The sequence below is a fragment of the Spiroplasma endosymbiont of Halictus nicosiae genome (genome assembly GCF_978018445.1).
In genome coordinates, this window is sequence record NZ_OZ389573.1 from 654,153 (window position 1) to 679,435 (window position 25,283).

Genomic DNA, 25,283 nt, shown 5'->3' on the forward strand with positions numbered 1-25,283 from the left:
GGAATTAAAATGAAAAAATTATTAGCAACTATTGCTGTTGGAATTCTAGTTTCAGGACCAGTAATGTCTGTAGTTAGTTGTACTAAAAATGATAATTGAAATAATATTCCAGTTGATCCACCAGTTTTGCCAGTTGAAGTAACTGGTTTTGTTGGAGTTGATTTTAAAACAATTGATCCACAAAATAATAAACAAACTATTCCTGAATTATTCCAGCAATTAGCGCAATTGTTTCAAGGAACAAAATGAAACTTTGATCAGTTAATAAAAAATTATAAATTTAATAATCAATCAAAACCAATTAATAAAATTGATTTGTATCGTAATGGTCAATATGAATTGAACTTTAATGATGGAACAAATTTAAATACAATAAAAATTAATAAAACAGTAACAACTTCAAACCATTTAGCTGATAAAGTAAAAAGTATTGATTTAGGACAAATTACTGATGCACGACCAAAAACAATTTTAATTGCCACTATTTTTAACAATATGCAACTTATTTCAGAATTAGATAAGTTTGGTGAGTATTTTATTGGACCACAAACATCAGAAATATGAAACCGACAAATTGATAAAGTTGATAAAATTATGATTGAACCTAATCAAACTGAAGCAACTTTAATTTCAGGAAAAGACCATTGGTCAGAAGATAATAACCCAAGAACAGATTATTATGGTTCAGTTAAAGTGTCTTTTTCTGTTGTCCCACCTGAACCTCCAATAGTAAAAGAGAATTTAGGACAAATGAAGTTAACAACAAATTTAGGTAAATTACCAAAAGTAACTATTTTACAAGTAATCATGATGTTTATTAGTGTTAATTTTGTTAGCCAGTTAAATCGACTAAGTGCTTTATTAAATGATTTATATTTAGAAATTAACCCTGATAACAAAGGTGGAAGAATTACTTCTTATCATAAATCAGAATACTATATTGGTAGTGCTAACATAAGTTTTAGTTAATTACATATTAATAAAAATTATTTGCAGTAATTTTATAATTATGCAATTTATTATTTATTTTTAATAATTTGAATAAAATATTTATTTTTAATTTAATAATATGATATAATTAAATAAATTTTTTAGAATAAATGTGGTATAATTATAATAGAAAAAATGGTTCCATAAGAAAATTCTATGATGTAATAATTATAAAATGTATTAAATTATTTTAAATTAATTATGTAAGGAGTTTTTATGTTGAAAGATATTTTTTATATTGCCGAAGAAGAAATGTACAATAAATGTTGAAATCAATTAGCACAAGCAATAAAAGAAGTTAAAAATAATAACTCGCAAGAAATTAATAATTTAATGTTTTTCAAATATTATTTGAAAGATCAAATTACTGCACTTGCTTCAAAGGTTATTATAATTATTAAATGTAATAATAATTTTTATACATTATTTTGAAAACAAGATTTATTAAAATCAGAGATTAATAGTGATTACGTGGAGTCAGAGTATCTTCCACAAGGTTTAATATTAAGTGAAGAAATTGTTGATGATGTTATATTAAGTTTAAGGAATAAGAATAATCAACGTTATAAGTTAAATGATAGTAGTTAAATATTCATTTTTAATAATTAATAAGTATTTTTTAGTCATAATTTATTCCTCCGAATTCTTTAACCTAAATTTCACTCTAATTTATCACAAATTTTTTCAATATAATTATTTCCAAAATAAGCATTTTTATTATTACAATTAATTTTTTGACATTTATTTTCTATTCTTGCTCTTTCATTAGCACGCTCAATTTTTTTCTTATGTAATTTCTTTTTACTTAAAAACTTTCAAGGTTTTTTATTTAACTTTTTCATATAAACCTCCTAAATTACTCCTTTAATTTTTGGGTCAATTTGTAATATTCTTCAACCATCTAATGCTAAATCTAAAATATCGTTAATTTTGTATTGTAAATCATAATGATTTTTATGATGTGAAATACGACAATTAATAGGCTGACAATTAACTCAATCAAATGATCTTGTTATTTCATTTCAAGTTTTATTAATATATTTACTTTTATATTCTGTCATTATAATTCCTCCTAGTTTTAACTCGCTAGCACTCACTCCCAAGTGAAAGTGACAAGCGAGAATTAGTTATATAAGTATTTATCTATTTATTTATTACGCCATCCGCTTCACTGGGGGTGAGCGGTGGCGGTATGTTAATTATTTGAATGTTTAATAATACACAGTTGTTTTTTAATATTGACGCCAGACATATATATGTCTTCCTTTATCCGTGCCCATTTGTGCTTTCGCTCTGGGATTTGACGCTCAGTTTTTGAAATTAAATTTACTCGCACCCATGCAAAGGATCGAATGCTAAACGCAAATTTAATTGTTTGTGTCACCATCTCAATATTTATTGTCGTTTGATGTTAGCCTTGGACGCATCACGACTATCGCTTAGTTCTAATGAACCAGCGCCGATTTACATATTTCCTCATACATTGTTTCAGTACTCGCCTCGGCTGGCTGTGGGAATGAGTATAAACTCATCTTCTTATGGAAGCACTTAGTTATTTAAAATAACCGTCCCACTCTGCATTAAGTTGTTTTGTAAAATTTAAGTTTTAAAAACCCAGTTTCTCAATCAAAGATAATTTTTGAATTTTATAAACGTTTATAAAACCGCTTTTGTGTTTTATCTTTTACTTTATTCAATAAATCTTTATGTTTTTCACAAGTTCATAAAACTTTATTTGATAAAAATTCTTCGGTAATGAATGATATTACTTTATAACAATCATTAACATCACATATTTTTTGTTGCTTAATTATCATTACCTCCTTTTAGGAGTTGTTTTATTTCAAATAAAAAAAGAACCTTTTAATAAGAGTTGTTTTGTTTTAATTGGTTTACACTATACAACATCATATAAATTAAAAGCACTTTGCCTTGAAAAAGGTCTTTTTTCAGAAGTTGTTATAACAGATTATGAAAAAGCAATGGCAGGATTTCTTTTTTATCGCGAAAAATTAAAACAGTTGTCCAAGAAAAATTAACAATCGAGAATAATAATTATGAAATTTTAACAAAGGTTAAAAAAGAATAAAAATATGGTATTAAGTTTAAGATATGGTAGGAAATTTAAAGAAATTAATTAAAATATTTATATTCCAATAAATATTTTAATTTTATGCATACATAAAATCAGAAAAGTTTGTTTTGTTAAAAAAAGTGTGATAAGATGATATTGTTAATTTATATAGTTTTAGGAGTTGAAATATTATGGCTACTATTGTTGTCAAAGCAGGAGAACCGCTAGACAAAGCGTTAAAACGATTTAACAAGGTTTCTTCAGTTAAAAGAAAAGAAGCCCGAAAACGTGAACACTGAATGAGCAAAAAAGAAAAAAGACGTTATAAACAAGAACAATCACGTAGTTTTCGTTAAAAAAATCCCATTTTAAGTGGGATTTTTTTTAAAAATTACTATCTTTTAAAATTACATAATCAACTTTTTTAATGGCCGAAAGATCTTTATCACCAGCATATGAAATTGATGATTGTAAATCTTCTGTCATTTCACGTAATGTTTCAAAAATGCTGCCACGAATTTCAATTAACTCTTTTTTACCTTCAACATAACGTTTTTCACCTTTATTATATTCACTTGCTGATCCAAAATATTCTTTATATTTAATACCATTATTTTCAACTTGTTTTCCAGGTGATTCTTGGTGCGCAGCAAATAAACTACCAATCATGCATATTGTTGCGCCCATTCGAATTGATTTCGCAATATCACCGTTAACTCGTAATCCACCATCTGCAATAATTGGTTTTGAACTACCTTTACTACATCATTTAACAGCCGATAATTGTCATCCACCATTACCAAAACCAGTCTTTAATTTAGTAATACATACTTTTCCGGGTCCAATGCCAACTTTTGTTGCATCAGCGCCTCATTGTTCTAAATCACGAACAGCTTTTGGTGTTCCAACATTACCTGCAATAATGAATGTTTCATGACCTAAATGGCTGCGAATATGTTCAATCATTTTTTTTACACTAAAAGCATGACCGTGAGCAATATCTATTGTGATATAGTTAGGTACTAATTGTTCTTTTTTTAATGTTTCAATTAGTGCAAAATCATCTGGTTTAACACCAACTGAAATTGATGTAACCAAGTTTTTACTTTTCATATGTTTAATAAACTTAACTTGATCTACGTTAAAACGATGCATAATGTAAAAATAATTTTTTTCTGCTAATTTTTCACATAATTCTTCATTCACTACCGTTGCCATATTTGAAGGTACGACAGGTAAATTAAAAGTATGTTTTCCTAATTTAACGGTTGTATCACATTCTTTTCGAGAATTAACAACACATAATTCTGGAATTAATTGAATGTCTTCATAATCAAATGTTTTCATTTTTTTAATTTCACCTCACTTATTTAATGTACCATAAAATAAGGGGAAAAACCCGAGTTTTCTTTTTAAAAAAGAATAAAAAAATATCTTGTAATCATATTAAAACCAGCATATAATTAATTATGTAATTGTAGAAAGGAATAGTGATTATACAAATGATGACAAGAAATTTTGGTTTTACTAGATTTTGAATTGTGTTATCAAGTATTGTGGGTATTGCGGGAATGACAATAGCAGGAGGGGCTTACTTTTATTACTTAGGCCGATATAACAATGGGACTTTTCCTGGTGATATCAACGCTGCAAATACTTGATTAATGAATTCATATGCTGATTTAACAAGTGTTAAAGTTGTACTTTTACTAGTAGTGATTTTTTCATTTTTCACAACAATAATTTGTAATATTGGATTGATTCGTTATGCAATTAGCAGTACTGATGCCGAATTATGTGCAAACAAATGAAGTTTAGCGGTATTATCGTTATCAATTGGTGGTTTTTTTGCACCATTTGCATTAACATGATTACCAGATACTGATGTTAAAGCAACAAAAAATGCTCGCGTTGTTATTGTCCGTTATTTAGGGACTGCTTGATTAGTATCAGCTCTTGCTAGTATTGTTGCAATTATGATTTTTTATAACAAGGCAACAGATAAAACTTGAGTTGGAGACTCAAAACAAAATTTTGCCATTATGATGGGAGTTTTAGCTGTTGTTAGTGTTTTAAGTTTAATTTTTGTCCCTGGTTTTTATAGTAATAAAGTTGTTGCTAATATGATGGCTGAAACTTCTTATGGAAAATGATTACGTTTCGTTTCAACTGTTTATACTATTTTAGTAACAATAATGTTAGTGATCCAAATTATTACGGCGTTATTAAAACTAATTGAAGCATTTGCCCGTATCTTCCAAAAAGGACAAAATGGACTAGCAATTTTCGCTAATATTTTAAATTTTACTGCAACATTAATTGGAACAATCTTTATGATTTATCTAATTACAAAAGTAATTAAAGGATTATGACGTCGTGAAGATGGTTATATGATTAACATTCCACAATATAAAGCATCTGACCATATGCAACGTCGTTATTAATAAGATTTTTAAAATGGATTTTATAATATTAAAATCCATTTTTATTAGTGATTTTAGATAATGTAATCTTCTTAAAAAAAAAAAAAAAAATTAATAATATTTTAATTGACAAAAATTATTGTTTTATATAAAATTAAAAAGGTTTCAACACAATACTTACATTGTGTCATCGGGTGTTAGCTCAGTTGGGAGAGCGCCTGGCTTACAAGCAGGTGGTCAGCGGTTCAAGTCCGTTACACCCGACCATTAATGATTCCTGCTGGCTTAGCTCAATAGGTAGAGCAACTGACTTGTAATCAGTAGGTTGGGAGTTCGATTCTTCTAGCCAGCACCATTCTTTGGAGGGGTAGTGAAGTGGCCAAACACATCTGACTGTAACTCAGCTCCTTCGGGTTCGGGGGTTCGAATCCCTCCCCCTCCACCATCTTTATGTATATTTTGGGCTATAGCCAAGCGGAAAGGCAAAGGACTTTGACTCCTTCATGCGCTGGTTCAAATCCAGCTAGCCCAGCCATTGTCTCCTGTTAGCTCAGTCGGTAGAGCAACTGGCTTTTAACCAGTGGGTCAAAGGTTCAAGTCCTTTACAGGAGACCATTTATAAAAAATATATGCCCGAGTGGCGGAATAGGTAGACGCAACGGACTTAAAATCCGTCGGTTTTACAACTGTACCGGTTCAAGTCCGGTCTCGGGTACCATTTATTTTATTTAAAAAAAATTGACATTATGTTAAGACAGTGGTATATATATTACTGTAGTTTAGGATAAAATTTAAAATTAAAATGCAGGTGTAGTTTAATGGTAGAACTTCAGCCTTCCAAGCTGACTGTGAGGGTTCGATTCCCTTCACCTGCTCCATGATATTAATTGTTAGTTTAACAATTTTTTTATGTTAAAATAAAAAGGCAAGGGGCAAAAGAGGAGTTAGTGATTGTTATGAAAGTCATTAAAAATGATAATAAAAAAGAGTCTACTAGTAATTGAGAACATTTACCACCAGAAATGCAACATGATTTAGAATTTCATGCTTCACGCACAGCATTTTGAAAAAGTCTTCTATTTTTAATCATTGAAGCTGTAGGACCATTTTTATTATTGTTTTTTTTAACTTCTCCTGACTTAAGTTTTGACTATTATTATGATGTTGGCGTTGGAATTGGTTTTGGTTTAACAATGGTTTTTAGTGTTTTTTTATTAACTTGTTTAGGGTTTTATTTTCATTTTCATCAAGCTGACCAGTTTACCTATACTATTGCATTATCTTGAATGTTATATGGAATTTATTTAACTGGATATTGATGAGGATGAGATAAGATTTTATATCGTTGCTTAGTATCATTTCTTTTTCTCTTAATTGCTATTTTTGTTGGTACATTTATGACCGTATGAATGCGTAATCTTCGTGGATATTTTCAAATAAAAAAAAGTAAGAAACAATTAGAGCCACCAGTTATTAATAAAAAAGAAAACAATAATTCACCAGTTGATTCATCAGTAACAAAGAAAGAACCTTAATTATTTTTTTGTAAATTAGTTAATTTTAAATTAATAATTGTTAAGAAAATATTTTGTTTTGTCTGTTCATACATGTAATTAGCTCAGTAAATTCATAGAATGTTTTGGTAATACATTCATGCTACTACTTTTTTTGTTGTTGTGATGTTAAATTAAAAAGATTAAATCAATAAGTTCGTTCAGCTTTTGTTGTTAATGTTTCAGAAGCAAATGAAGCAATATCAAAAAATTTATCATTTAGCATAGCATATTCAAAATCAATTAAATAAAGCTTTTGGTTTAAAAAAACTAAATTACCATGATTTAAGTCATTATGGCATAAAACAAGTTCTGTTGGTTGCAATTTTAAATAATCAAGTTTCTCTTCATATGGAGCTAAATTTACCAATTGTTTACAAATTGCTGTTTTTAATGTTATTAAAAATTGCTTAGGATTAAATATTTTAATTTGATTATTTGGATTAATTTTAGTTTCTCATAATTGTTTAATTATTGTAGCAACTTGGTTTAAGACTTGGTTTGTAAGTTTAACCGTACTAAGTGATTGTAAAGTTGGGTAGTATGGTGTAACCAAAAAGAAATGATCACCATCATAGCCATAATCTACAATTGGTAATGTTAAATCGGCATTTTTAATTTGTTCTAAAACAAAAATTTCATTTTGATGATCAATGAATAAATTAGTAAAAGGATTACTATAACGGATAAAAAGATTATCAATACTTTGATAATTTTGGTTAGTAATACCTAAATTTAATTTTGTTTTAATTTGGTATTTCATCATATTTCTGACTTCCATTCTGTCTGTTATATATTATTAATTTTATTATACAATATATATAGTTAAGAAAAGCGGGGAAATAAAAAATGAATGAAATTTGAATTGCTACTAGTAATAAGAACAAAGTACGAGAATTTAAAGAAATGTTTGAAGGTATTAATATAATTGTTAAATCATTGTTAGATTTAATAGTACCTGTGCCTGAAATTTCTGAAACAGGAACAACCTTTGAAGAAAATGCATTTTTAAAAGCTGATTATTTAAGCAAAATGTTAAATAAGCCAGTATTAGCGGATGATTCTGGATTAGAAATTATTGGTTTAGGAAATTTTCCTGGTGTTAATACTCGCCGTTGAGCAGAACCAATTACGGATAATAATATTATTAATAATTTATTAATTGAAAAATGTCGTTCACTAGAAGAACGTGATGCACAAGCAGTTTGTGTTTTATGTTATATTAATCCAAGTACAAACGAAACAAGGTATTTTCAAGGAATAACAAAAGGTCTTATTACTGAAAAACCAGTTGGTAATAATGTTTTTGGTTATGATGCAATTTTTTTCTTACCAGAAATTGGTCAAACTTATGCTGAATTAACTGTAGAAGAGAAAAATAAGTATTCGCATCGTTCAAAGGCTTTTCAAATGTTTAAAAAATGATGACTAGGAGGAAAAGATGAAGACAACAAAAAAAATTAACATTATTTTATTTGAACCAGAAATTGCACAAAATGTTGGAGCCATTATGCGAACTTGTGTTGCAATTAATGCTAAGTTACATTTAATTGAACCATTTGGATTTATTTTTGATGAACGATTTATTTCTCGCAGTAGTGCAAATTATGTTGAGTTTGCTGATTATGAAACATATAATGATTGAAATCATTTTTCACAATTAAATCCAAATCTTAAATTATATTGTGCAACTCGTTATGCACAACAACCACATAGTGCAATTGATTTTACAAAGGAAGAAAAAGTTTTTATTTTATTTGGGCGTGAATCAACTGGTATTCCAACAACAATTTTGAAAGAACATTTATCACGAACTTTTCGTATTCCAATGTCAGAAAAAGTCCGTAGTTTAAATGTTGCTAATACAGTTGGAATTGTTGGTTATGAAATTATGCGGCAATGAGATTATCCTGATTTATCAAAAGTTGAAATTCAAAAAGGGGCTGATTTTTTAAAATAAAAATAACAATGCTTTTTGTGAATTTTTTCTTACTTTTGAAAAAAGTTTTTTATAATTTTTTTAGTATTGAGTTATATTGATTGTTTTTAGAAAGGATGATAAAGAATGAATCAAGTAATATTGGTTGGGCAAGTAGAAGGAACTTATGAAATTATTTATGATAAAAAAGAAGAAGAACGAAAACTAATGAAATTTTTACTAAAGATTCAGCGCCCTTTTAAAAATAAAGATGGTAACTATGATAGTGATTTAGTTAATGTAAAGTATGAACAAATAATATCGATGATTTAGATATTAGTTTACGTGATAAAGCAATTATTGCTGTTAAAGGGCGAATTCAATCATTTCGTTCCAATAATTTTGATGAAGAAAATTATTATAACGATATAATTGCTGACCGTGTTACGTATTTAAGCAGTTTTAACTAACATTACTTAATATTATTAACTTAATACCAATTAGCCATTTCTTTTGAAGTGGCTTTTTATATAAATAAATTAAAATTTAATAGTAAGGAAAACAATAATTTTAAGAAAAAGATGTTAAAATAAGGTCTTTTTAAGTAATTATTTTTTGGGAGTCTTGCATATAAATGGATATTATTTAATTTATTTAAAAACAAGAAACTTTTTTCTTTTATAAAAAAATAATAACACAAAAAAATAAAAATACAAAAAATAATTTCATATTTTAAAATACTAAAAAATAGTTTAAAAACTAAAATTAAATTATTTTAAATTAACTAAAATTAAATCTCATATTTTTTTAAATCCAAAATATTTTTAAATAATGTATAGTATAATTAAAGTAATTATAACATTTTACAGAAAGGAATAAATATATAAAAAAGTTGGTCGTATAAATAATTATAGGGTAAGTTATATAATTTAAGAAATTAGAACACTTTAAGCATTCCACTTACACTATTATCTTAACTCAACCTATTTTATTGTCAATATTTATCTCTTATATTTTTTATTTTTATTATTTTTGCACACTAAAAAATAATTTTTATTTAATTTAACATCTTTAAAAATAATAAATTAAAAACTAAATACTTAAATTTTGAACTTTAAGAACTTCAACTAAATTATTTTTATTAATTACAATATTTTTCATTTCTTTATTATTTTTCATATTCGTTTCACTATTAGTTTTAATAATTGAAGCAGTTAATAAATTATTAAAAGTTAATTTATTATAAATTTTACCTCCTCTACCTTTAACACTTTTTGCTTTCGAAATATCACCCTCCATATGACAACCAATATTATTAGGGAGAATTTGATTACGAATACCTTTTTCATTATTTTTAATATATTTAATTGTTTTTAATAAATAACTTCGTTTATTTCCAACAATATATGGCAAAAGAGAATTTAATAAATCTAATAATTCATCATATTTGCCATTTATAAAAATAGTGTTTTGCTATATTATATTTTATTTCCTGCATTTTATTTCTTTTTCGATATGATCATAAATGTTCAAATTTTTTAACTAAATGATACTTATCTAAACTTACATCAAGAATATTATTTTTAAATTCTTTTGCAATAGCATTAGCGATAGTTTCAATATAATTTGCACCATCACCCAAAACTAAAATCTTTGTATCTTTTTTAATATTATAACTATGCATTGCTTCAATAACTTTATTTGTAAATACCTTAATATTAGTTAAATTTTTAATTTTATGTGGAATATTATTCATTTCGAAAACACCTTTTTTATTTTCAATTACTGGTCTTTTTTCAGTTGATTTTTCCTTGTCAAACCCAGTAAATATACTAGAAATTAATATATGTTCTTTTAATTTTTCTTTGGTTTTATCATCTCGCATAGTTTGAAATGTACCATCCGCTTGAACATATATAGTATCTCCAGTAATATCTATTTTATTACTTTGATTAATATAAATATAGTCAATTTTATCTAACTCAACTTTCCAAATATTCATCTAACAAAAAAACATATACTTTTCTTTTTAAAATTTCATCAAAATAATAATATCTTCTTCGCGGAATAGTTACACGGCATCTTTTTGTTATTATAGTTTTATTTCTTTTTTCTTTTATTTTATATTTTTGATATTCTGGATTTTCTTTTGTCATTTTAAACAATTCATCATCTTTTTCAATTAATTTTTTAGTAATATCCTCAACATATTTTTTATCATTTTCTTCTTCAGCATCTTTAAAAAAATCAATATTTGTAATCATTTAGCATTTCCACCTTCTAATCATTATCAAATAATACTCACACACTAACTCTATTTTTGATATTTGTCAAATTTAGTTTTAATAAAAAAACAAGATTAATAATAATCATGTAATAGAAAGGAGACAGCAATAATTAAATATTATTAACTATCTTTTTTTAAAACATACGGTTATAGTTGTTGCCCTATGTATGGTAAATTAAGATAAATAGAAATTAAAAATAAATAATATTAATTATTTATTAGTAGTTTATTTTAAATAAAAATAGTTTAATTAAACTATTTTTTTACTTATTTCTAAAAATTCAATAGCATCATCAATATTATTAACTGTAACTTTCATACATTTACTCCTTTCGCTTTAATTTACATGACGATGATACCGTCATTAAAATATAATATCAAATAAAAAAAAACAATTAACATTGTCTAAAAAAATAAATATGATATTATTAAATTAATTTAATAAATAAAAAGAATGATAAACCAACTATCAATCTATAATTTTATTATAATATAATTATTATATTTATCAATAAAAAAATAGAAATTTAAACGGTTATAATCACTTTTTTAATTAAATTAAGGGGGTGAAAAAACCTAATGGAAAAAATTAAATTTAATAACAATTTTTTTAATAAATTAATAGATTTAAATAATACTATAAATAAAATATGCGAAAATATTAATGTTTTAAAATTTAAAAATAATATGAAAAAAATATCTGAAAATTTAAAACAATCAATAATTAAAATTCAATCATTATCTGAAATTTCAAAAAATTTAGGTATTTCTCTATTACAAATACAAGAAAAAATAAATTTAATAAAATAATATTTAAAATTTAATGTTTTTTAAAGAGTGATAATAAACACTCTTTTTTATTTTGCTTAATTTTATATTTTATTTAATTTATGTGGTGATGATACCGTCATTAAAATATAATGTCAAATAAATAATTAAAAAAATCTGCCATTATTAAGTATTTTAAACGCAATATTGGTTGTTATTTTATATTTTAATTGTTTTTGTGTGTTGTTTTTTGGTGTTAAAGTGTTTTTGTTCTTGTATTTTGTGTGTGCTTTTTTAGTGCTTTTGGGCGTGTTTATTAAAATAATTACAATAATAATCATTTAATAATCATTTTAATTTTCCTATTTTCTAAAATGTATTTAAAAGTGCTTGTATATATATATATATATATAATGTCAATAGAAATTGAAAAAAATATTCAAGGAAGAAAAGAAATAAATAATATGAAAAAACTTTTAGGATTATTAGGAACAATTATGATAACTGGAAATGCAATACCATCGGTCATTGCAGCAGCACCCAATAGAAAACACAATATTAAAAAAAGACAAAATAATGAAAATATCTCAACTACTTCAAAAACGCAAGATGAGCAACAATCTCAATTTTCAGCAATTTCAGATAGTGAAGTTGACATTATTGAAAAAGAAATTACTTTAGATGAAAACTATTCTGAAAATATTCAAAAAATATTACAAGAACTTATTAATAAAAATTATATTGATCCATTAAGAACTCTTAATATGGGCGGACTTTTAAGTTCAGAACTTGATAATAAAACAATTATTTCTAAATTAGAAGAATTAGAGCCAAAAATGGTTGATTGAATTAAAAAACAACAAAATAACAAAAATAAAATATTAATATTAATATTAAAAAATAGTAATAAAAAAAGAATAAAATTAGTAATTAGATTAGAAAATTTTTATGTCTTAGGATTTATTAATAATCAAAATCAATATTTTAATTTTAAAGATGAAAAAATAAAACAAATTAATGATTTAGAAAATGAAATTACTAAATTAGGTGAAAAAACTAAACAAAACGCAACAAAATATGATAAACTTCAAAAAGATCTTGCGAAAGCACAAATAATTCAAAATATAAATAAAACAATAATTAAAAAATATGATTATCAAAATATTAATTTAAATTATACAGGAGATTATAACGAAGAAGGCTTAGACGTTATAATAAGAGAAGAAAAAATAGATAAAGGAAAATCAATTTTAATTTCTAAAAAAACTTTAAATGATGCTATTAATCAATTATCAATTCTTGAAGATGAAAATAAACAAAATCAAGAAATAAAAGATGATTTAGTTCGTTTGATTTTTGCTACTAGTGAAGCAATGCGTTTTCAATGTGATGAAAAAAGTTTAGAAATTTATGCAGAATTTAAAAATGATAAAGAATTAACAAACGAAGAAATTGATAGCTTTAAAAAAGAAATTGACAAAAAACAAAAAGAAAAAAATCAATTAAAAAAAGAAATAAAAAATATTATTGAAAAAAATTTAGGTAAAAAATCAAATATAATTCAACTTATAAAAATTGATAATTGAGATCAAATAATTAATGAAATTGACAGTAATATCGAAAATACTGATGAATTAATTGAAAGTAAAAAACAAATAGAAAAAATTAAAGAAAATGAAGAAAAAATTAATGAAATTAAAAGAAATTTAGAAATAACAGAATTAAACAAAATTATTAAAGGTAGTAAAAATATATTAGTAGATATTCAAGAAAAAATATTTAATAAAACTCAAACAATTACTTGAAGTGAATATACAACACAACTAAGAGGTAATAAAAAAGAATTTGGCGGATGAAAAGATTATTCAGAAATGCTAAATAAATTTAGAATAGAAATTTGAGAACAATTAATAAAAATCAAAAAAATGTATGATTTTATTTATAATAATCAAGATATAATTAATGAGATTTTTAAAAAAGAAAATGAAAATTATAATATAATCAAAGCAGTAGAAAATCTATTTGATAATCCACAAAACAAAGAATTTTCTGATAAAAAAATTAAGGTTGAAATTTTAAATTACATACAAAAACAAATAGAAATAAGAAAATTTTTTGGAAAATTATATAATATGATAAATATAAAACAAATAAATATTAATGAAAATCAATTAATTTATAATATTGGTATTAATAAAAATCAAGAAAATTTTCTTTTAGTTACAAGTGTTTATCAAAAAAACTTAGATATTATTAAATTATTAATTAATTTATTTCCGAAATCAGAAATTATAAATGGCAATTCAAATGATTTTTTTTCACCCTTAAATATAGCACTTTCTCTTCGTTATACAGAAATTGTAAAAGAATTATTAAAACATAAAAATATTAATTTAAATAAAACAGAACCTTTATGCAATACAAGTCCTTTGCACACCGCAGTACGTTTGGGCAAAACAGAAATTGTAAAAGAATTATTAAAAAATCCTAAGATTGATGTTAATCTTAAAGCTATAAATGATATAACACCCTTACATTTAGCAGTAATAATTGGTAATAACGAGATTGTTTGAGAATTGTTAAAACACCTTAAAATAAATGTTAATGTTATAGCTAAAAAAGATAATTTAACAAATCCATTTTCGGTAGAAATTTTTGATAAGTTAAAACATTATGATACTAATATAAATCTTGAAGAAAAAATAAAATTAACACCTTTATTTTTTGCAGAAATTTTTGGTAAAACACAAATTGCTGAAGAATTGTTAAAACACCCTAAAATTAACACTGAAAGTAGTTTAAAAAAAATTATTCCTAATTTATTTGAAGAAGAAATGGAAAAACATTTTAATTCAAAAGAATTTGAACAAGAATTTGAAACACAAATAGATAAAATATTGAAAAATAAAATAAAATTATGTAATGAATTATTAGAAAAACCTATAGATGAAAAACAAAAAAATAAAATTATAAAAAGTTTAGAAGAAACTAAAAAAGCATTAGAAGATTTAAAAAAACCAAAAAGAAATGAAAAATTATATAAAGAAAAACAAGAAACAGAAGAAAACAAAAAAATTTCTGAAGAAATAATTAAAAAAATTGAAGAAGATATTAATTCAAAAGAGTTTCAAGAACAATTTAAAAATAACTTTATTAATGAATTAAATAAATATTTTAAGCAAAATAAGGAATTAAAGGAATTTTCAAAAATAATTCAAAATTATGATAATTTAGTAAAAGAAAAACAAAATGAATTAGTAAAAGAAGCTTTAAAAATTAAATTATGAGATTTTATTATTACAAATCGTAATTTAGGAGAAATAGCCGATAATTCTGAGCAAACAATTTTAAAAAATGTTAGAGAATTAAATCCTAAGTTAGATTTTTTAAAAAAAATTAAAGTTACAAATATTAATATAACAACTGCACTTATTACTTCTAATGATAAAAATTGTTCTGGTGGCGTAATAGTTACATTTACTGTTGATCAAAAATCAAATGAAACAATTAGAGTTAAAAATAAAAAAAATGAATTAGGTTTTGGTGGATTTAAAAGTGGCTTTTTAAATCAACCTCCTAAATCTGGCAATAATAGTAATTCAAATATTTCTGTTAGTGATCATCCCAGAACTAGCGAAACACAAGGTCGAGACTCTAATAAAAAACAAGAAAATACCATGTATAATGTACCATCAGATAATAGTTGTTTGTTTTGATCTGTGGCAACAGCATATTTATTGTTAGTAAGAAATAATAATGAAGAATTTAAAAACCGATTTATCCAATTATTTGGTGAAGAAAATTTAAAATATTTACAACTTATTCAAAAATTATTAAAGCAATATGATTTAGAAAATAATAGAAATTTAAATCAATTATGATATCAAAATCAAATAGCAAATAATTTAGTAACAAATGTGTTTCGTAATCGTGTTGTTGATTATATACGAGGTAATTTAGACAATCCAACACAAATAAATTCACAGATAAATCATATTGAAACTTTTCGCAATGCAATTCAGATAAGCGAAAATGAAATCAATATTAATAATTACTTAGAAAGAATGAGACAATCCTCATCGTGGGGTGGACAACTTGAAATTTTAGCGATTGGTAATTTGCTAGGTTCTAATATTAATGTAAATAATAGAAACATATTTGAAACAAATAATCCAAATGCAAACTTACAAATATTTCATGTAAATGAAAATCATTATAATTTTATTTTGTTACAAAATACAAATGAAGAAAATATTATAAATTCACAAGAAAAAAATACAGATATACAAAAACAACAAAAATTAACAGAAGCAGAAAAATCAAAAACAAATATAACAATTTCAAATAAATCTACTGGAAGTAATAATAACAATGTACCTGTACCTTCAGTAAAAAAACCAATAAACATAAATATTGCAAATTCACAAGAAACAACAACTAAAAAAACAATAAATAAATATAATTCTCTATCAAAAGAAGAAAAACAACAAAAATTAAATGAAATCAATCAACATTATCAATCATTACCCGAAAATGAACAAAAAGCATTTAAAGATAAATTAAGAGATGTTGGTTTAGGACTTACTTCTACAGGAATTTCTGGTACGGGAATTTTAGGAATTTCAAAAATGACTGGAATATCACCAATAAAAGGTTTATCAACTACTGCTAATTATATCAAAAATAGTTTATCAACCACTCGTACTGTTGTTTCAACAGAAATAGGGGAAGCAGTAGAAATGGCTCCACTTTTATCAGAAAGTACTGTAGCAGAAGGTTTAACAGCGGCTGAAACTTTATCAGTTACAGAAGGATCCGCAGTTGTGGCCACTGAAGGGGCAGTTATTGGAACAGAAGCTGGTACTGCGGCAGCATTAGCTCCCGAAACTTTAGGTTTATCATTAGTAATTGGGGGATTAGTAATTGCAGGAACTGCTATTCTTTGATGAATTAATTTTGATCATACAATAGTTAAACATGAATCACATAATCAATATAATGAAATTGAAAAATACTATAAATTTTTAGCTCATGATCAACTAAAATTAGATATTAATATCAATGAATGAAATAAAATTAAACAAATTTATCAAGAAAATGCAAATAATTATCAAGAATTTAAAAATAAAATAAAATCAGAAATTACTAATTTTCATAAAGAAGATCATAGTGGTTGAGGCGGGTCAATTACTAATGAAGATATTAATACTTTAATCAATATTCTTTACAATCATTTTCAAGAAATAAATAATCATTTTTTATTTAATCCTAACCATGGTTGAAAAATTGTAACAAATACAATTGGTAGTTATTTTATAATTGAGGAAGAATAGAAAAATGAAAAAAATATTAACTTTTTTAGGTAGTCGGAAAAAAGTTGAGGTTTTATAAAAATTATAAATAAAGTAATTAAATACAAATTAAAGTAATCGCTTATTAGAGCGATTTTTTTATTTGCATTATTCATCAGATAGTATCTTTAAAATTAAAAATTAACCTATTTTTTCCCTACAAATTAGTTAATTTTTATAATTTCCTTTCTGTGATTTATTATATTTTTTCGGTTTAACAACTAATAATATCATTTTTAATAAAGATACTATCTGATGAATAATGCAATCTAAAACTTAATATTTTTTGATGCTTAAAGATGGATAACTCATCTATGGCACGAAGCCTTAAAGAAAGTGTGAAAGCGATTGGATTTACTACTCCTATTTATTTCTTTAATTCTCGGCAAGATTAATCACTTGCGAAATGTCAGAGCATGTGTTTTTTGGCTTGTTTTCATAAAAAAGTGCTGTTAAACCGAAAAAAACAATATCGGACACTAAAAAACAAGAGGGTTGGAACTCCAAAAGGTTATTTTCTTTATATAAAGTTGTGTAGGGATGGATGAAGCGTAATTAATAACTGGGTAAACTGTTTTTTGTTTATTTCCGTATGGGGGATAAACTCTATCAAAATATCCTATCCGCCCCCGCTCACCTTCAAAGTGGAGCGGGCGGCGAAGTAATTAAATATTAAAATAAATTATTTACTAAATATCAAAATATTAACCAATAAAGGAATATTATGTTTTTTACAGAAAAAAAATATTTGATGAAAAAATGAAATAAAAAAATTAAAAATAAATTACAAGAATTAATGATACAAGCTTATCTGGTAACAGTAAATGATATTAATGATGAAATTTGAGCAACAAATAAAAAGAATTAAGGAGTATAGATAAATGACAGAATATAAAAGTAAATATATTAATAAAACTTGAAATGAAATAACAACATCATTTGATTGAGTTAATTGTCAACCTATTAATTGTCGTATTTCACATCATAAAAAGCATTATGATTTGCAATGTTTAGAATGAGCCAAAATGTACTTAAATTTATTTAAAGACAAGTGAGATGTTATTGTTTCATATATGCAATATTATAAAATTAACGATATTTTAGATTTAGCATCCGATGGATGAAAAATATTACAAATTGACAAAAAAATAAAACAAATAAATTAAAATATATTATTGCAATTGACCCTGCTGGAATTGGACAAACTGGTATTATTATTTATAATGTTTTGCAAAAGAAAATAATTAATAATATTACTTTTAATTCCAAAAATGAAGAAGAAGCAATAAATAATATGTATTTAATATTAAATGAGTTTAAAAATAAAATTTGTTCTTATTTAAATAAAGTTATTGTAATAATTGAAGATTATCAACCTTCATAAGGGTTTAAAAATAAAAAATCCATTATCTACTCCTAAATTTATTGGTGGTTTAAAAGTTTTATGCAAATATCTATTTAATTTAAAATATATTTTACAATCACCAGTCATTAAGAAAAATTATATTTATAAAGGAAATATTAAAATGTCAGAGCACGAACACGATGCTTGAAAACATTTACAGTATTTTTTAGCAAAAGGAGTTGACAAAAATGGCACAAACAAAAAGTAATTTACCTAAAAAATCAATAACTAATAAACCTAAAATAAAAAATAAAAAAGTTGATAAGTTAGAATTAACTGTTAGATTACATGAAAATCCGATTAAAACTAAGATTAAGGCACTGGTTGCTGGTGGTGTTGAAGTTGATGCTTGTTCGGCTAAATGTCAGTGAGAAGGATTAAATTACTCAACATTATCAATATATAACCCATCTATTTTAACTGAGTTTTTGAAATTAAAAAAAGATAATGAGATAAAAATTAAAGGCTCAGTATTTAATCAGTTAAATATAAAAACTAAACGCTATTTTTTTTCTTTTCGAGTAGATAGTTTTAAAATTATACAAAAAGCGATTAGAAAAAGAACAAATACAAATATTAAAAAATAGGAGGAAAAACAATGGCATTAAAAAATGTAAAATATGTTTTTATTAATGAAAATAGTGAACCTATTAAAAATGAAGATGGTAGTTTAGATATTAAAACTGCTGAAATCATTTTAGAAAATACTGCTGAAGTTGAAGAATTTAATGCAATTAATTTAGAAAATAGTAATCAGCAAATCAACGAACTACAAACAAAAAATACTGAATTAACTTCGCAAATTGAACAACAAACAATTCAATTAAAACAAATTGAAGTAATTGACTTTATTAATTCTTTAACTGATAATGAAAAATTTAAAAATGTTTTATTAAAGTCTTATGATATTACTGATGATATTGAAATCATTAAAACACAATTGCAAAGTGTTTATGATGAATTAATTAAGGTACAAACAGTTAATACTGGTGGCGTACCAAAAGTAGAAAACAAAGAAAACAATATTTTAGATACAGACAATTTATTTAATAAATAGAAAGAAGGAAGTAAATTATGGCACAAAACCCACAAAGAATTTTCGGAGATATTGCTAATCAAGCAACAAAACGAGATCGAGAAACATTTGAACAATGATATTTACAAACTTATCAACAAAAATTTAGTTGAGAAGCATTATTTGCATGAAAAGATGCAAGTAAATTTAGTTTAGCATATAAAAGAAAGAAAAATATTAAATATAATGAAGGTTTTGGTAAAGATGGGAAAGTATTTAATACTGATGATAAATTATTAAATTATTCAGAAGTAGAATTTGATGATGGAATTGTTGAATTAGATACAATTTTAACTTTTGCTCGTAAATTAGACCCTGTAGAAAGTGATTTTAACCCTAATCTTTGGGCTGCTGATATTGAACAAGCAATGGATACTAAGGTTGCTTATAAACGTAATAAAATTTTAGAAATTAAAGGAGTAGTTGCAACCATTCAAGGCCAAAAAGCAGATGATACTAATGCTTTACAAATTCACGATGAAATTATGGATAAAATATATGAAAATGGATTTACCCCATCAGAAACAGTTGTCTTGGGTTCGGCTGATTTTATTCGTGGAATTCATAATAAATTACAGTTACAACTTGGAGCAAATGACCAAATAAACAATGTAATTGAAACAAGCGGAGCAATGAAAAACTGTTAAAGGAACAACATTATATGGTTCCTAAAAAATTACCAATTATTAATAAATATGGTTCAGAAGAAACAATTACTCTATTACCAGATGGTGTTAATACAATTGCCTTTAAATTTAGTAAAAAATATGACCCTCTTATCTTACACAAAAAAGACCATACTCCATTAAGAGTTGGTGCAGCTGCATTGGGTACTGGAATGGGTAATACTTTGATTATGGAAAGAGTTTTATATTTAGGTGGGGCAGTAGTTGAACCTAAGGGAATTATTAAACATATTGTTTCAAAAATTGATATTAATAAAATAGATAAACCAAATATTCATGTTACAGACCCAACAAAAGCAACAGCCGAACAGTTAAAATCACAATTAAAAGATGTTGTTTTAAAAGCAGTAAAAGCAGTAAATAGTTCTTTAACTGAAAGTGATTTTGATTACTTTATTGAAAGTAAAGGTGAAGACTGACCAATTAATATTACAAATAATAAAACTGTTGAAGTTCAAATTAAAGGTAAAAACAACGCTACTGGTCAAACAAATCCGATTGATGTTAAAATTAAAAATTCTTAATAGTACTAAAAAATAGTACTTTTTCGTTTGATATATATGCCAATTGGAACATCTAAAACAGCCCTTATTTATGCTGTTAAAAAAAATCCAACTAGATTGTCAATCCAACAACAAGAAAAAAATTTTGGTTTACAGTTATTAGGATTTTTAGGAATTCAAGTTTTAGCACTTGGTTTATCAGTTTTAACTGGTGGTATTGCTTCGGCTGTTGGTCTTGGTGCGGGATTATCTAATTTTGCCGCAGCATTTATCTCATTTGGAGTAGAAACAGTAACCGATTTTGCCGTAAATCAAATATACAATAAATTAACATCAGAAGTGACAGTAAAAAGTACTGTCTTAAATTTGCTACCAGCAATTGGTGGTATTGGAAAATTAAAGCGTGCTGCTCGAACAACTAAAATTTTAAAATTAGCGAAAGAAACTAAACTACTTGAAAAATTAGGTGTAATAACTGCTAATAATTTAGAAGATGTTGTAAGACAAGTAAGAGGTAAAAAGATTTTATCTGATAAATTAATATTTGATTTTACAAAACAAGCTAATAATGAAACTTTATTATATACAATTGGAAAATTAGCCCGAAATAATTTTTATAAGAGTTTTAAAGTTTCTAAATTAGAAACAATTAATAATTTATTAAAAATTGAAAAAAATATTCAAAAAATAAGTCCTACATTAGTTCAAAAAATACCACGCATAAATGAAATAAATGCTAATAAATTATTGTCTGAATATGGATTAAATATTGATAAAATAAGCAAAATTAATACTAATGAGTGATATAACATAATGACTAATCTTCAAAAAAGGTGTTGGTAAAAACCTAATATTAAATGCTAATTTAATGCGGGGCAGTAAAATATATAATAATAAATTATTAAATATTTTTCATCAAACACCAATTAAATTAAATAAAATTTTAAATCATTTAAACCCAAATTTTTATATTCAAAAAGTAACTAAAAAATTATTAGCCCCAATTGAAAAACAAATAATTACTATTAAACAAAAAGTAATTAGTAAAATTACTGATAAAACTAAAAAAATATTATCTAAATTTGAAACTAAGGCTATTAAAAAAGGTCAATTATTACCTGTTGCTTATGGTTCTGATGTTTTTTTAGCAGTTAAAATTGTTCCATTATCAGTTGCGGGTGAAGTTGCTTTAACAATATATTATAAAAATCCTAAATATGCCCCTATTGTCGTTATGACAACTTTAATCAAAGCAGAACAGTTTGTTTTGGCTCCTGAACCGTTTAAATTCTATATGAACAGTGAATGGTTTATTGGTTGGGGATTTAAAAAAACAAGTTTGTTTAATTTAGTTTCTTTTGCCCCACTTGTTTATCAGCAAGTAGTAAAAGATAGTTTTAAAATATATCGGATAATTGCTAAGATATTAAAAATGCAAGAACAATTTAAAAATAACTTTAATAAATATAAATTGTTAAATATGCTAGAAGATAGTGCGGTTACTAGTTTGTTAGGTAATGTACTAGTATTTCAAGAATATAAACAACTCAGAACAAAACAAGATTTAAACAAAACAATTAAAACAAAAACATTACTAAATAGTAAAAAATTTATATTAAAGAAAATATATTCTAAAAAAAGTAAATGATAAGGAGATAATTAAATGTTAAATCAATTATGACAAAATGTTACTTTGGAAAATTATAATAATTTTATTCCAATGACAGGTAAAATTACACAAGTTCCAGTTCGTTATAATAAGTTCTTTAAAGGTGATGTAGAATTATGATTTAAAACATTTGTTTTAAGAGCCCAAAATATGATTAATTTTTACTTAAACTATCCATTTTCAAAACTAAAGTTTGAAACATTTAAAGATCCATTATTAAAGAAAATTTGTATTAATATGGTGTTTATTACGATTGAGAATTGAACATTTAACCGCATTTCAATTGAATTTTTTACTTCGGCAAATATGAGTGTTGGTGATATTAATTATTCATCGCAAAATGACCCTATGATTACTTGACAAGGTCTATTGCATACCTATGCAAAATCATTGGCTAATTTAACAACTTTAAAAAAATGTTTCGTACTTTTCAAGAAGAAGGTATTGATTTAACAATGATTGATTTAGAAGCATATTATTCTTAATTAGAAGTTGATGCTTTAATAGAAAAAAAAAAAAAAAACTAAGATTGACAATAAAACTATTGTTAAAAATAACAATAATGAAATAAATGTTCTTTTTGATAATGATACTATTTTTTATGATAAAACTAATAAAGTTTGAAAATCTAATACTGCTAATATTATTAATCCAGATTCTATAATGAAAACATTAAATCATAATGATTTTGTTATTACTGAGGGTGGTAATAATAAAGGTAAAATATCTGTAACAAACGGTTACAATGATGAATTAGCAATTGATGATCCAACTAGTGACGGTGAGTTTGTTAATTATATGAGAACACGACAAATTGAAATTAAATTAATACCTACTCAAAGTGGTAAAGCGAATGCTTCATTTAATCAAAAAACAGGTGAATTAGAAATTTGAGACCCTTCATTTAAAAAAATGATATAACTGCTAACTTTGAAATTATTAAAAAAAGTACAACATCAGAATTAAAAATAACTAATGAGACATTACCAACTACAAAATATATTAATGAACATTATCAAATTAAAAGTAGTGATTGAGAAATTCAAGATATTACTGATTGAACTCCTAATGTTAGTGAATATCAAATAAAAGATTGAGATAAAAATAAATATAAATATAAAGTATGAGTTAATAATCAATTTTTAAATAGTTTTTATTTATCAACTTATAAAGGATTTACAGGAAATATATCAAGTGGAATAACAACTACTGGTAATGAAAATCAAATTGCACAATTAAGAAATAATGGAAAAATTATAATATATTCAAAAAATGCTGCTGCTAAAATGACTAAATTATATATTGAAAGAAAAAAAGTAAGTTAGAAAGGAGATGATTTTATGCCAAAAGTAAATATTAAAGATGTAATTATGTTTTTGAAAATCTTTGGAGTTTCATCATTGTTTTTTATTGCAGGAATTATTATTTGTTTTATAGGAGAAAAAACATTAGGTATTTCTTGACCAGCATATGTTATTGTTTCAGCAATGCTTATCGGAGCTGGAATTATAGTTTTGATTATTGAAACAATTAGATTTATCAAAACACATAACAAAAAACAAAAAAAAGATAGTATTGAAGATGTTATTAAAAAAGAAGAAACAAAATAAAGAGGTGTTATAAATGGGATTATTACCAGCAAAAAAGAAATTAAAAAAAGAATATGATATTGATAGTTATTATCTTAATTTAGCATCAACTATTACTAATCGTAAAAATGTTACTTTTCAAAAACATAATAAGATTTTAGAAAAAAGAATTTGTGAAGATAATGCTAATTTTTTAAATCCACGAGATTTAGAAATTAGCATTTATAATCCACTTACTAATCAACAATTAGATACTAAATTAATTAATAACTTTTAAAAGATGCAAGACTTTACTAATAAAAATTGATATAATGAATATAAAATTAATAAGAATGGTAAGGGTGCATACTTTATTTTTGCTAATAATTCAAAACTTAATTTTATTACTATTGATTTTTACAATGACCAATATGATGAATTAGGTAATTTAGTATCTTGTACTTTTGATTATGACTCTTATATTAAAAATGACCAGAGTATTTTTATTACTGAAAAATTAGAGATTGATGCTGTAACTAAACAAGTTAAAGTTATTAGAAAGTTAAAAACACGATTATATAGTATTATTACCGACTTATATATTGATGATGCTAAATGAAATAACTATACAACTTTACAAAGAGAAGAAATATTACCACTTAATTTTATTCCAATTCAAATTATTCCTAATAACCCTAATTTTGAGCCTTCTGCTCATTATGGTAAACAATTTGCTAGTATTTTAGATATTATTGCTGAAAAGATAATGTTAGATCCATTATTAAATAGTGGTAAATTTACTATTAATACTAATGGTGTTACTGGTGTGGTTGACCAAGAAATTAGTAAAATGCTGGCATCATTTATTGAAAATGACTTATTATTACTTGAAGGAGACCCTGATAGTAATTTTCAACCAGTAGATTATATTGCGGGTAATTTTAAAGGTGAACAATTAACCAAAATATATGATTGATTATTAACTAATTACTATAATCAATAAAATAAATCGC

Annotated in this window: 32 protein-coding genes and 7 tRNA genes; 31 read left to right on the forward strand and 8 right to left on the reverse strand. The window is 24.5% G+C overall.

The window, feature by feature from the left end:
* Positions 1-9 precede the first annotated feature (9 nt).
* A complete protein-coding gene (locus tag ACZ91P_RS04510) occupies positions 10-969 on the forward strand; it encodes a hypothetical protein (RefSeq protein ID WP_465158226.1) in 960 nt (319 codons plus the stop codon).
* 240 nt (positions 970-1,209) lie between these two features.
* Positions 1,210-1,578, forward strand: coding sequence for a hypothetical protein (locus tag ACZ91P_RS04515; RefSeq protein WP_465158227.1), 369 nt, complete (start codon positions 1,210-1,212; stop codon positions 1,576-1,578).
* A gap of 59 nt (positions 1,579-1,637) precedes the next feature.
* Here ACZ91P_RS04515 and ACZ91P_RS04520 read toward each other — a convergent pair whose 3' ends face one another.
* The 3 genes from ACZ91P_RS04520 to ACZ91P_RS04530 all read right to left on the reverse strand — a co-directional run bounded on the left by ACZ91P_RS04520 (position 1,638) and on the right by ACZ91P_RS04530 (position 2,807).
* The gene (locus ACZ91P_RS04520; RefSeq protein ID WP_465158228.1) at positions 1,638-1,832 is read right to left on the reverse strand and encodes a hypothetical protein; all 195 of its coding nucleotides are present in this window, start codon (positions 1,830-1,832) and stop codon (positions 1,638-1,640) included.
* A gap of 9 nt (positions 1,833-1,841) precedes the next feature.
* Positions 1,842-2,051: a hypothetical protein gene (locus tag ACZ91P_RS04525; protein WP_465158229.1), complete on the reverse strand. Its 210-nt coding sequence runs from the start codon at positions 2,049-2,051 to the stop codon at positions 1,842-1,844.
* A gap of 585 nt (positions 2,052-2,636) precedes the next feature.
* A complete protein-coding gene (locus ACZ91P_RS04530) occupies positions 2,637-2,807 on the reverse strand; it encodes a hypothetical protein (RefSeq protein WP_465158230.1) in 171 nt (56 codons plus the stop codon).
* Between the two features lie 448 nt (positions 2,808-3,255).
* Here ACZ91P_RS04530 and rpsU point away from each other — a divergent pair, with 448 nt between their 5' ends.
* Positions 3,256-3,420: a 30S ribosomal protein S21 gene (gene rpsU, locus ACZ91P_RS04535; protein ID WP_465158231.1), complete on the forward strand. Its 165-nt coding sequence runs from the start codon at positions 3,256-3,258 to the stop codon at positions 3,418-3,420.
* 28 nt (positions 3,421-3,448) lie between these two features.
* On the opposite strand, the gene ACZ91P_RS04540 is transcribed toward rpsU, so the two are convergent.
* Positions 3,449-4,411: a GMP reductase gene (locus tag ACZ91P_RS04540; protein WP_465158232.1), complete on the reverse strand. Its 963-nt coding sequence runs from the start codon at positions 4,409-4,411 to the stop codon at positions 3,449-3,451.
* Between the two features lie 155 nt (positions 4,412-4,566).
* Here ACZ91P_RS04540 and ACZ91P_RS04545 point away from each other — a divergent pair, with 155 nt between their 5' ends.
* The 9 genes from ACZ91P_RS04545 (at position 4,567) to ACZ91P_RS04585 (ending at position 7,022) form a co-directional block, all read left to right on the forward strand.
* Complete coding sequence (locus ACZ91P_RS04545) at positions 4,567-5,508, forward strand: hypothetical protein (RefSeq protein ID WP_465158233.1); 942 nt, start codon at positions 4,567-4,569, stop codon at positions 5,506-5,508.
* Between the two features lie 170 nt (positions 5,509-5,678).
* Positions 5,679-5,754, forward strand: a tRNA-Val gene (locus ACZ91P_RS04550).
* Positions 5,755-5,766: 12 nt separating this feature from the next.
* A tRNA-Thr gene (locus ACZ91P_RS04555) sits at positions 5,767-5,842 on the forward strand.
* 6 nt (positions 5,843-5,848) lie between these two features.
* A tRNA-Tyr gene (locus ACZ91P_RS04560) sits at positions 5,849-5,932 on the forward strand.
* Positions 5,933-5,947: 15 nt separating this feature from the next.
* Positions 5,948-6,022 (forward strand) — tRNA-Gln (locus ACZ91P_RS04565).
* 4 nt (positions 6,023-6,026) lie between these two features.
* A tRNA-Lys gene (locus ACZ91P_RS04570) sits at positions 6,027-6,102 on the forward strand.
* A gap of 16 nt (positions 6,103-6,118) precedes the next feature.
* Positions 6,119-6,205: transfer RNA gene (locus ACZ91P_RS04575), tRNA-Leu, on the forward strand.
* Between the two features lie 86 nt (positions 6,206-6,291).
* Positions 6,292-6,365, forward strand: a tRNA-Gly gene (locus tag ACZ91P_RS04580).
* 78 nt (positions 6,366-6,443) lie between these two features.
* Complete coding sequence (locus tag ACZ91P_RS04585) at positions 6,444-7,022, forward strand: DxFTY motif-containing membrane protein (RefSeq protein WP_465158234.1); 579 nt, start codon at positions 6,444-6,446, stop codon at positions 7,020-7,022.
* Positions 7,023-7,146: 124 nt separating this feature from the next.
* Here the strand turns inward: ACZ91P_RS04585 and ACZ91P_RS04590 are convergent, their stop codons facing one another.
* Entirely contained in the window at positions 7,147-7,821 is a 675-nt protein-coding gene (locus ACZ91P_RS04590; protein WP_465158235.1) for a phosphotransferase, read from the reverse strand.
* A 68-nt stretch (positions 7,822-7,889) separates the two neighbouring features.
* Between ACZ91P_RS04590 and rdgB the strand changes: the two genes are divergently transcribed.
* From rdgB to ACZ91P_RS04605, 3 genes are all read left to right on the forward strand, one after another.
* Positions 7,890-8,504: an RdgB/HAM1 family non-canonical purine NTP pyrophosphatase gene (rdgB, locus tag ACZ91P_RS04595; protein WP_465158236.1), complete on the forward strand. Its 615-nt coding sequence runs from the start codon at positions 7,890-7,892 to the stop codon at positions 8,502-8,504.
* The gene (locus ACZ91P_RS04600; protein WP_465158238.1) at positions 8,482-9,000 is read left to right on the forward strand and encodes a tRNA (cytidine(34)-2'-O)-methyltransferase; all 519 of its coding nucleotides are present in this window, start codon (positions 8,482-8,484) and stop codon (positions 8,998-9,000) included. The genes rdgB and ACZ91P_RS04600 overlap by 23 nt, the downstream gene beginning before the upstream one ends.
* Positions 9,001-9,105: 105 nt before the next feature.
* Positions 9,106-9,291 carry a hypothetical protein gene (locus ACZ91P_RS04605; protein WP_465158239.1) on the forward strand — a complete coding sequence of 62 codons (186 nt, stop codon included), beginning with the start codon at positions 9,106-9,108 and terminating at the stop codon, positions 9,289-9,291.
* Between the two features lie 759 nt (positions 9,292-10,050).
* Here ACZ91P_RS04605 and ACZ91P_RS04610 read toward each other — a convergent pair.
* The 3 genes from ACZ91P_RS04610 to ACZ91P_RS04620 are packed head-to-tail and all read right to left on the reverse strand — an operon-like array spanning position 10,051 to position 11,222.
* The gene (locus ACZ91P_RS04610) at positions 10,051-10,371 is read right to left on the reverse strand and encodes a hypothetical protein (protein ID WP_465158241.1); all 321 of its coding nucleotides are present in this window, start codon (positions 10,369-10,371) and stop codon (positions 10,051-10,053) included.
* Positions 10,349-10,960 (reverse strand): hypothetical protein, encoded by a 612-nt coding sequence (locus ACZ91P_RS04615; protein WP_465158242.1) that lies wholly within the window; start codon positions 10,958-10,960, stop codon positions 10,349-10,351. The genes ACZ91P_RS04610 and ACZ91P_RS04615 overlap by 23 nt, the downstream gene beginning before the upstream one ends.
* Positions 10,932-11,222 carry a UPF0236 family transposase-like protein gene (locus tag ACZ91P_RS04620; RefSeq protein ID WP_465158243.1) on the reverse strand — a complete coding sequence of 97 codons (291 nt, stop codon included), beginning with the start codon at positions 11,220-11,222 and terminating at the stop codon, positions 10,932-10,934. The genes ACZ91P_RS04615 and ACZ91P_RS04620 overlap by 29 nt, the downstream gene beginning before the upstream one ends.
* Positions 11,223-11,824: 602 nt before the next feature.
* Here ACZ91P_RS04620 and ACZ91P_RS04625 point away from each other — a divergent pair.
* From ACZ91P_RS04625 to ACZ91P_RS04700, 16 genes are all read left to right on the forward strand, one after another.
* Positions 11,825-12,055, forward strand: coding sequence for a hypothetical protein (locus tag ACZ91P_RS04625; RefSeq protein WP_465158244.1), 231 nt, complete (start codon positions 11,825-11,827; stop codon positions 12,053-12,055).
* 422 nt (positions 12,056-12,477) lie between these two features.
* Positions 12,478-17,346 carry an ankyrin repeat domain-containing protein gene (locus ACZ91P_RS04630; protein ID WP_465158245.1) on the forward strand — a complete coding sequence of 1,623 codons (4,869 nt, stop codon included), beginning with the start codon at positions 12,478-12,480 and terminating at the stop codon, positions 17,344-17,346.
* An 899-nt stretch (positions 17,347-18,245) separates the two neighbouring features.
* On the forward strand, positions 18,246-18,530 hold the full coding sequence (locus tag ACZ91P_RS04635; protein ID WP_338988664.1) for a hypothetical protein: 285 nt from the start codon (positions 18,246-18,248) through the stop codon (positions 18,528-18,530).
* The gene (locus ACZ91P_RS04640; protein ID WP_465158247.1) at positions 18,485-18,748 is read left to right on the forward strand and encodes a hypothetical protein; all 264 of its coding nucleotides are present in this window, start codon (positions 18,485-18,487) and stop codon (positions 18,746-18,748) included. Before ACZ91P_RS04635 ends, ACZ91P_RS04640 begins: the two co-directional genes overlap by 46 nt.
* The gene (locus ACZ91P_RS04645; RefSeq protein WP_465158248.1) at positions 18,726-18,977 is read left to right on the forward strand and encodes a hypothetical protein; all 252 of its coding nucleotides are present in this window, start codon (positions 18,726-18,728) and stop codon (positions 18,975-18,977) included. The genes ACZ91P_RS04640 and ACZ91P_RS04645 overlap by 23 nt, the downstream gene beginning before the upstream one ends.
* Positions 18,958-19,356, forward strand: coding sequence for a hypothetical protein (locus ACZ91P_RS04650; RefSeq protein ID WP_465158249.1), 399 nt, complete (start codon positions 18,958-18,960; stop codon positions 19,354-19,356). The genes ACZ91P_RS04645 and ACZ91P_RS04650 overlap by 20 nt, the downstream gene beginning before the upstream one ends.
* Positions 19,357-19,367: 11 nt before the next feature.
* Positions 19,368-19,826 carry a hypothetical protein gene (locus ACZ91P_RS04655; RefSeq protein WP_465158250.1) on the forward strand — a complete coding sequence of 153 codons (459 nt, stop codon included), beginning with the start codon at positions 19,368-19,370 and terminating at the stop codon, positions 19,824-19,826.
* A 17-nt stretch (positions 19,827-19,843) separates the two neighbouring features.
* Entirely contained in the window at positions 19,844-20,491 is a 648-nt protein-coding gene (locus ACZ91P_RS04660) for a hypothetical protein (RefSeq protein ID WP_465158251.1), read from the forward strand.
* Between the two features lie 14 nt (positions 20,492-20,505).
* Positions 20,506-21,054 carry a hypothetical protein gene (locus tag ACZ91P_RS04665; RefSeq protein ID WP_465158252.1) on the forward strand — a complete coding sequence of 183 codons (549 nt, stop codon included), beginning with the start codon at positions 20,506-20,508 and terminating at the stop codon, positions 21,052-21,054.
* A gap of 36 nt (positions 21,055-21,090) precedes the next feature.
* On the forward strand, positions 21,091-21,876 hold the full coding sequence (locus tag ACZ91P_RS04670; RefSeq protein WP_465158253.1) for a hypothetical protein: 786 nt from the start codon (positions 21,091-21,093) through the stop codon (positions 21,874-21,876).
* 25 nt (positions 21,877-21,901) lie between these two features.
* Positions 21,902-22,684, forward strand: coding sequence for a hypothetical protein (locus ACZ91P_RS04675; protein WP_465158254.1), 783 nt, complete (start codon positions 21,902-21,904; stop codon positions 22,682-22,684).
* Between the two features lie 12 nt (positions 22,685-22,696).
* Complete coding sequence (locus ACZ91P_RS04680) at positions 22,697-23,155, forward strand: hypothetical protein (protein WP_465158255.1); 459 nt, start codon at positions 22,697-22,699, stop codon at positions 23,153-23,155.
* Positions 23,156-23,365: 210 nt separating this feature from the next.
* A complete protein-coding gene (locus ACZ91P_RS04685) occupies positions 23,366-23,623 on the forward strand; it encodes a hypothetical protein (protein WP_465158256.1) in 258 nt (85 codons plus the stop codon).
* A gap of 419 nt (positions 23,624-24,042) precedes the next feature.
* Positions 24,043-24,312 carry a hypothetical protein gene (locus ACZ91P_RS04690; RefSeq protein ID WP_465158257.1) on the forward strand — a complete coding sequence of 90 codons (270 nt, stop codon included), beginning with the start codon at positions 24,043-24,045 and terminating at the stop codon, positions 24,310-24,312.
* Positions 24,313-24,325: 13 nt separating this feature from the next.
* Positions 24,326-24,568: a hypothetical protein gene (locus ACZ91P_RS04695; protein WP_465158258.1), complete on the forward strand. Its 243-nt coding sequence runs from the start codon at positions 24,326-24,328 to the stop codon at positions 24,566-24,568.
* Positions 24,569-24,571: 3 nt separating this feature from the next.
* Positions 24,572-25,273, forward strand: coding sequence for a hypothetical protein (locus ACZ91P_RS04700; RefSeq protein ID WP_465158259.1), 702 nt, complete (start codon positions 24,572-24,574; stop codon positions 25,271-25,273).
* Positions 25,274-25,283 lie beyond the last annotated feature (10 nt).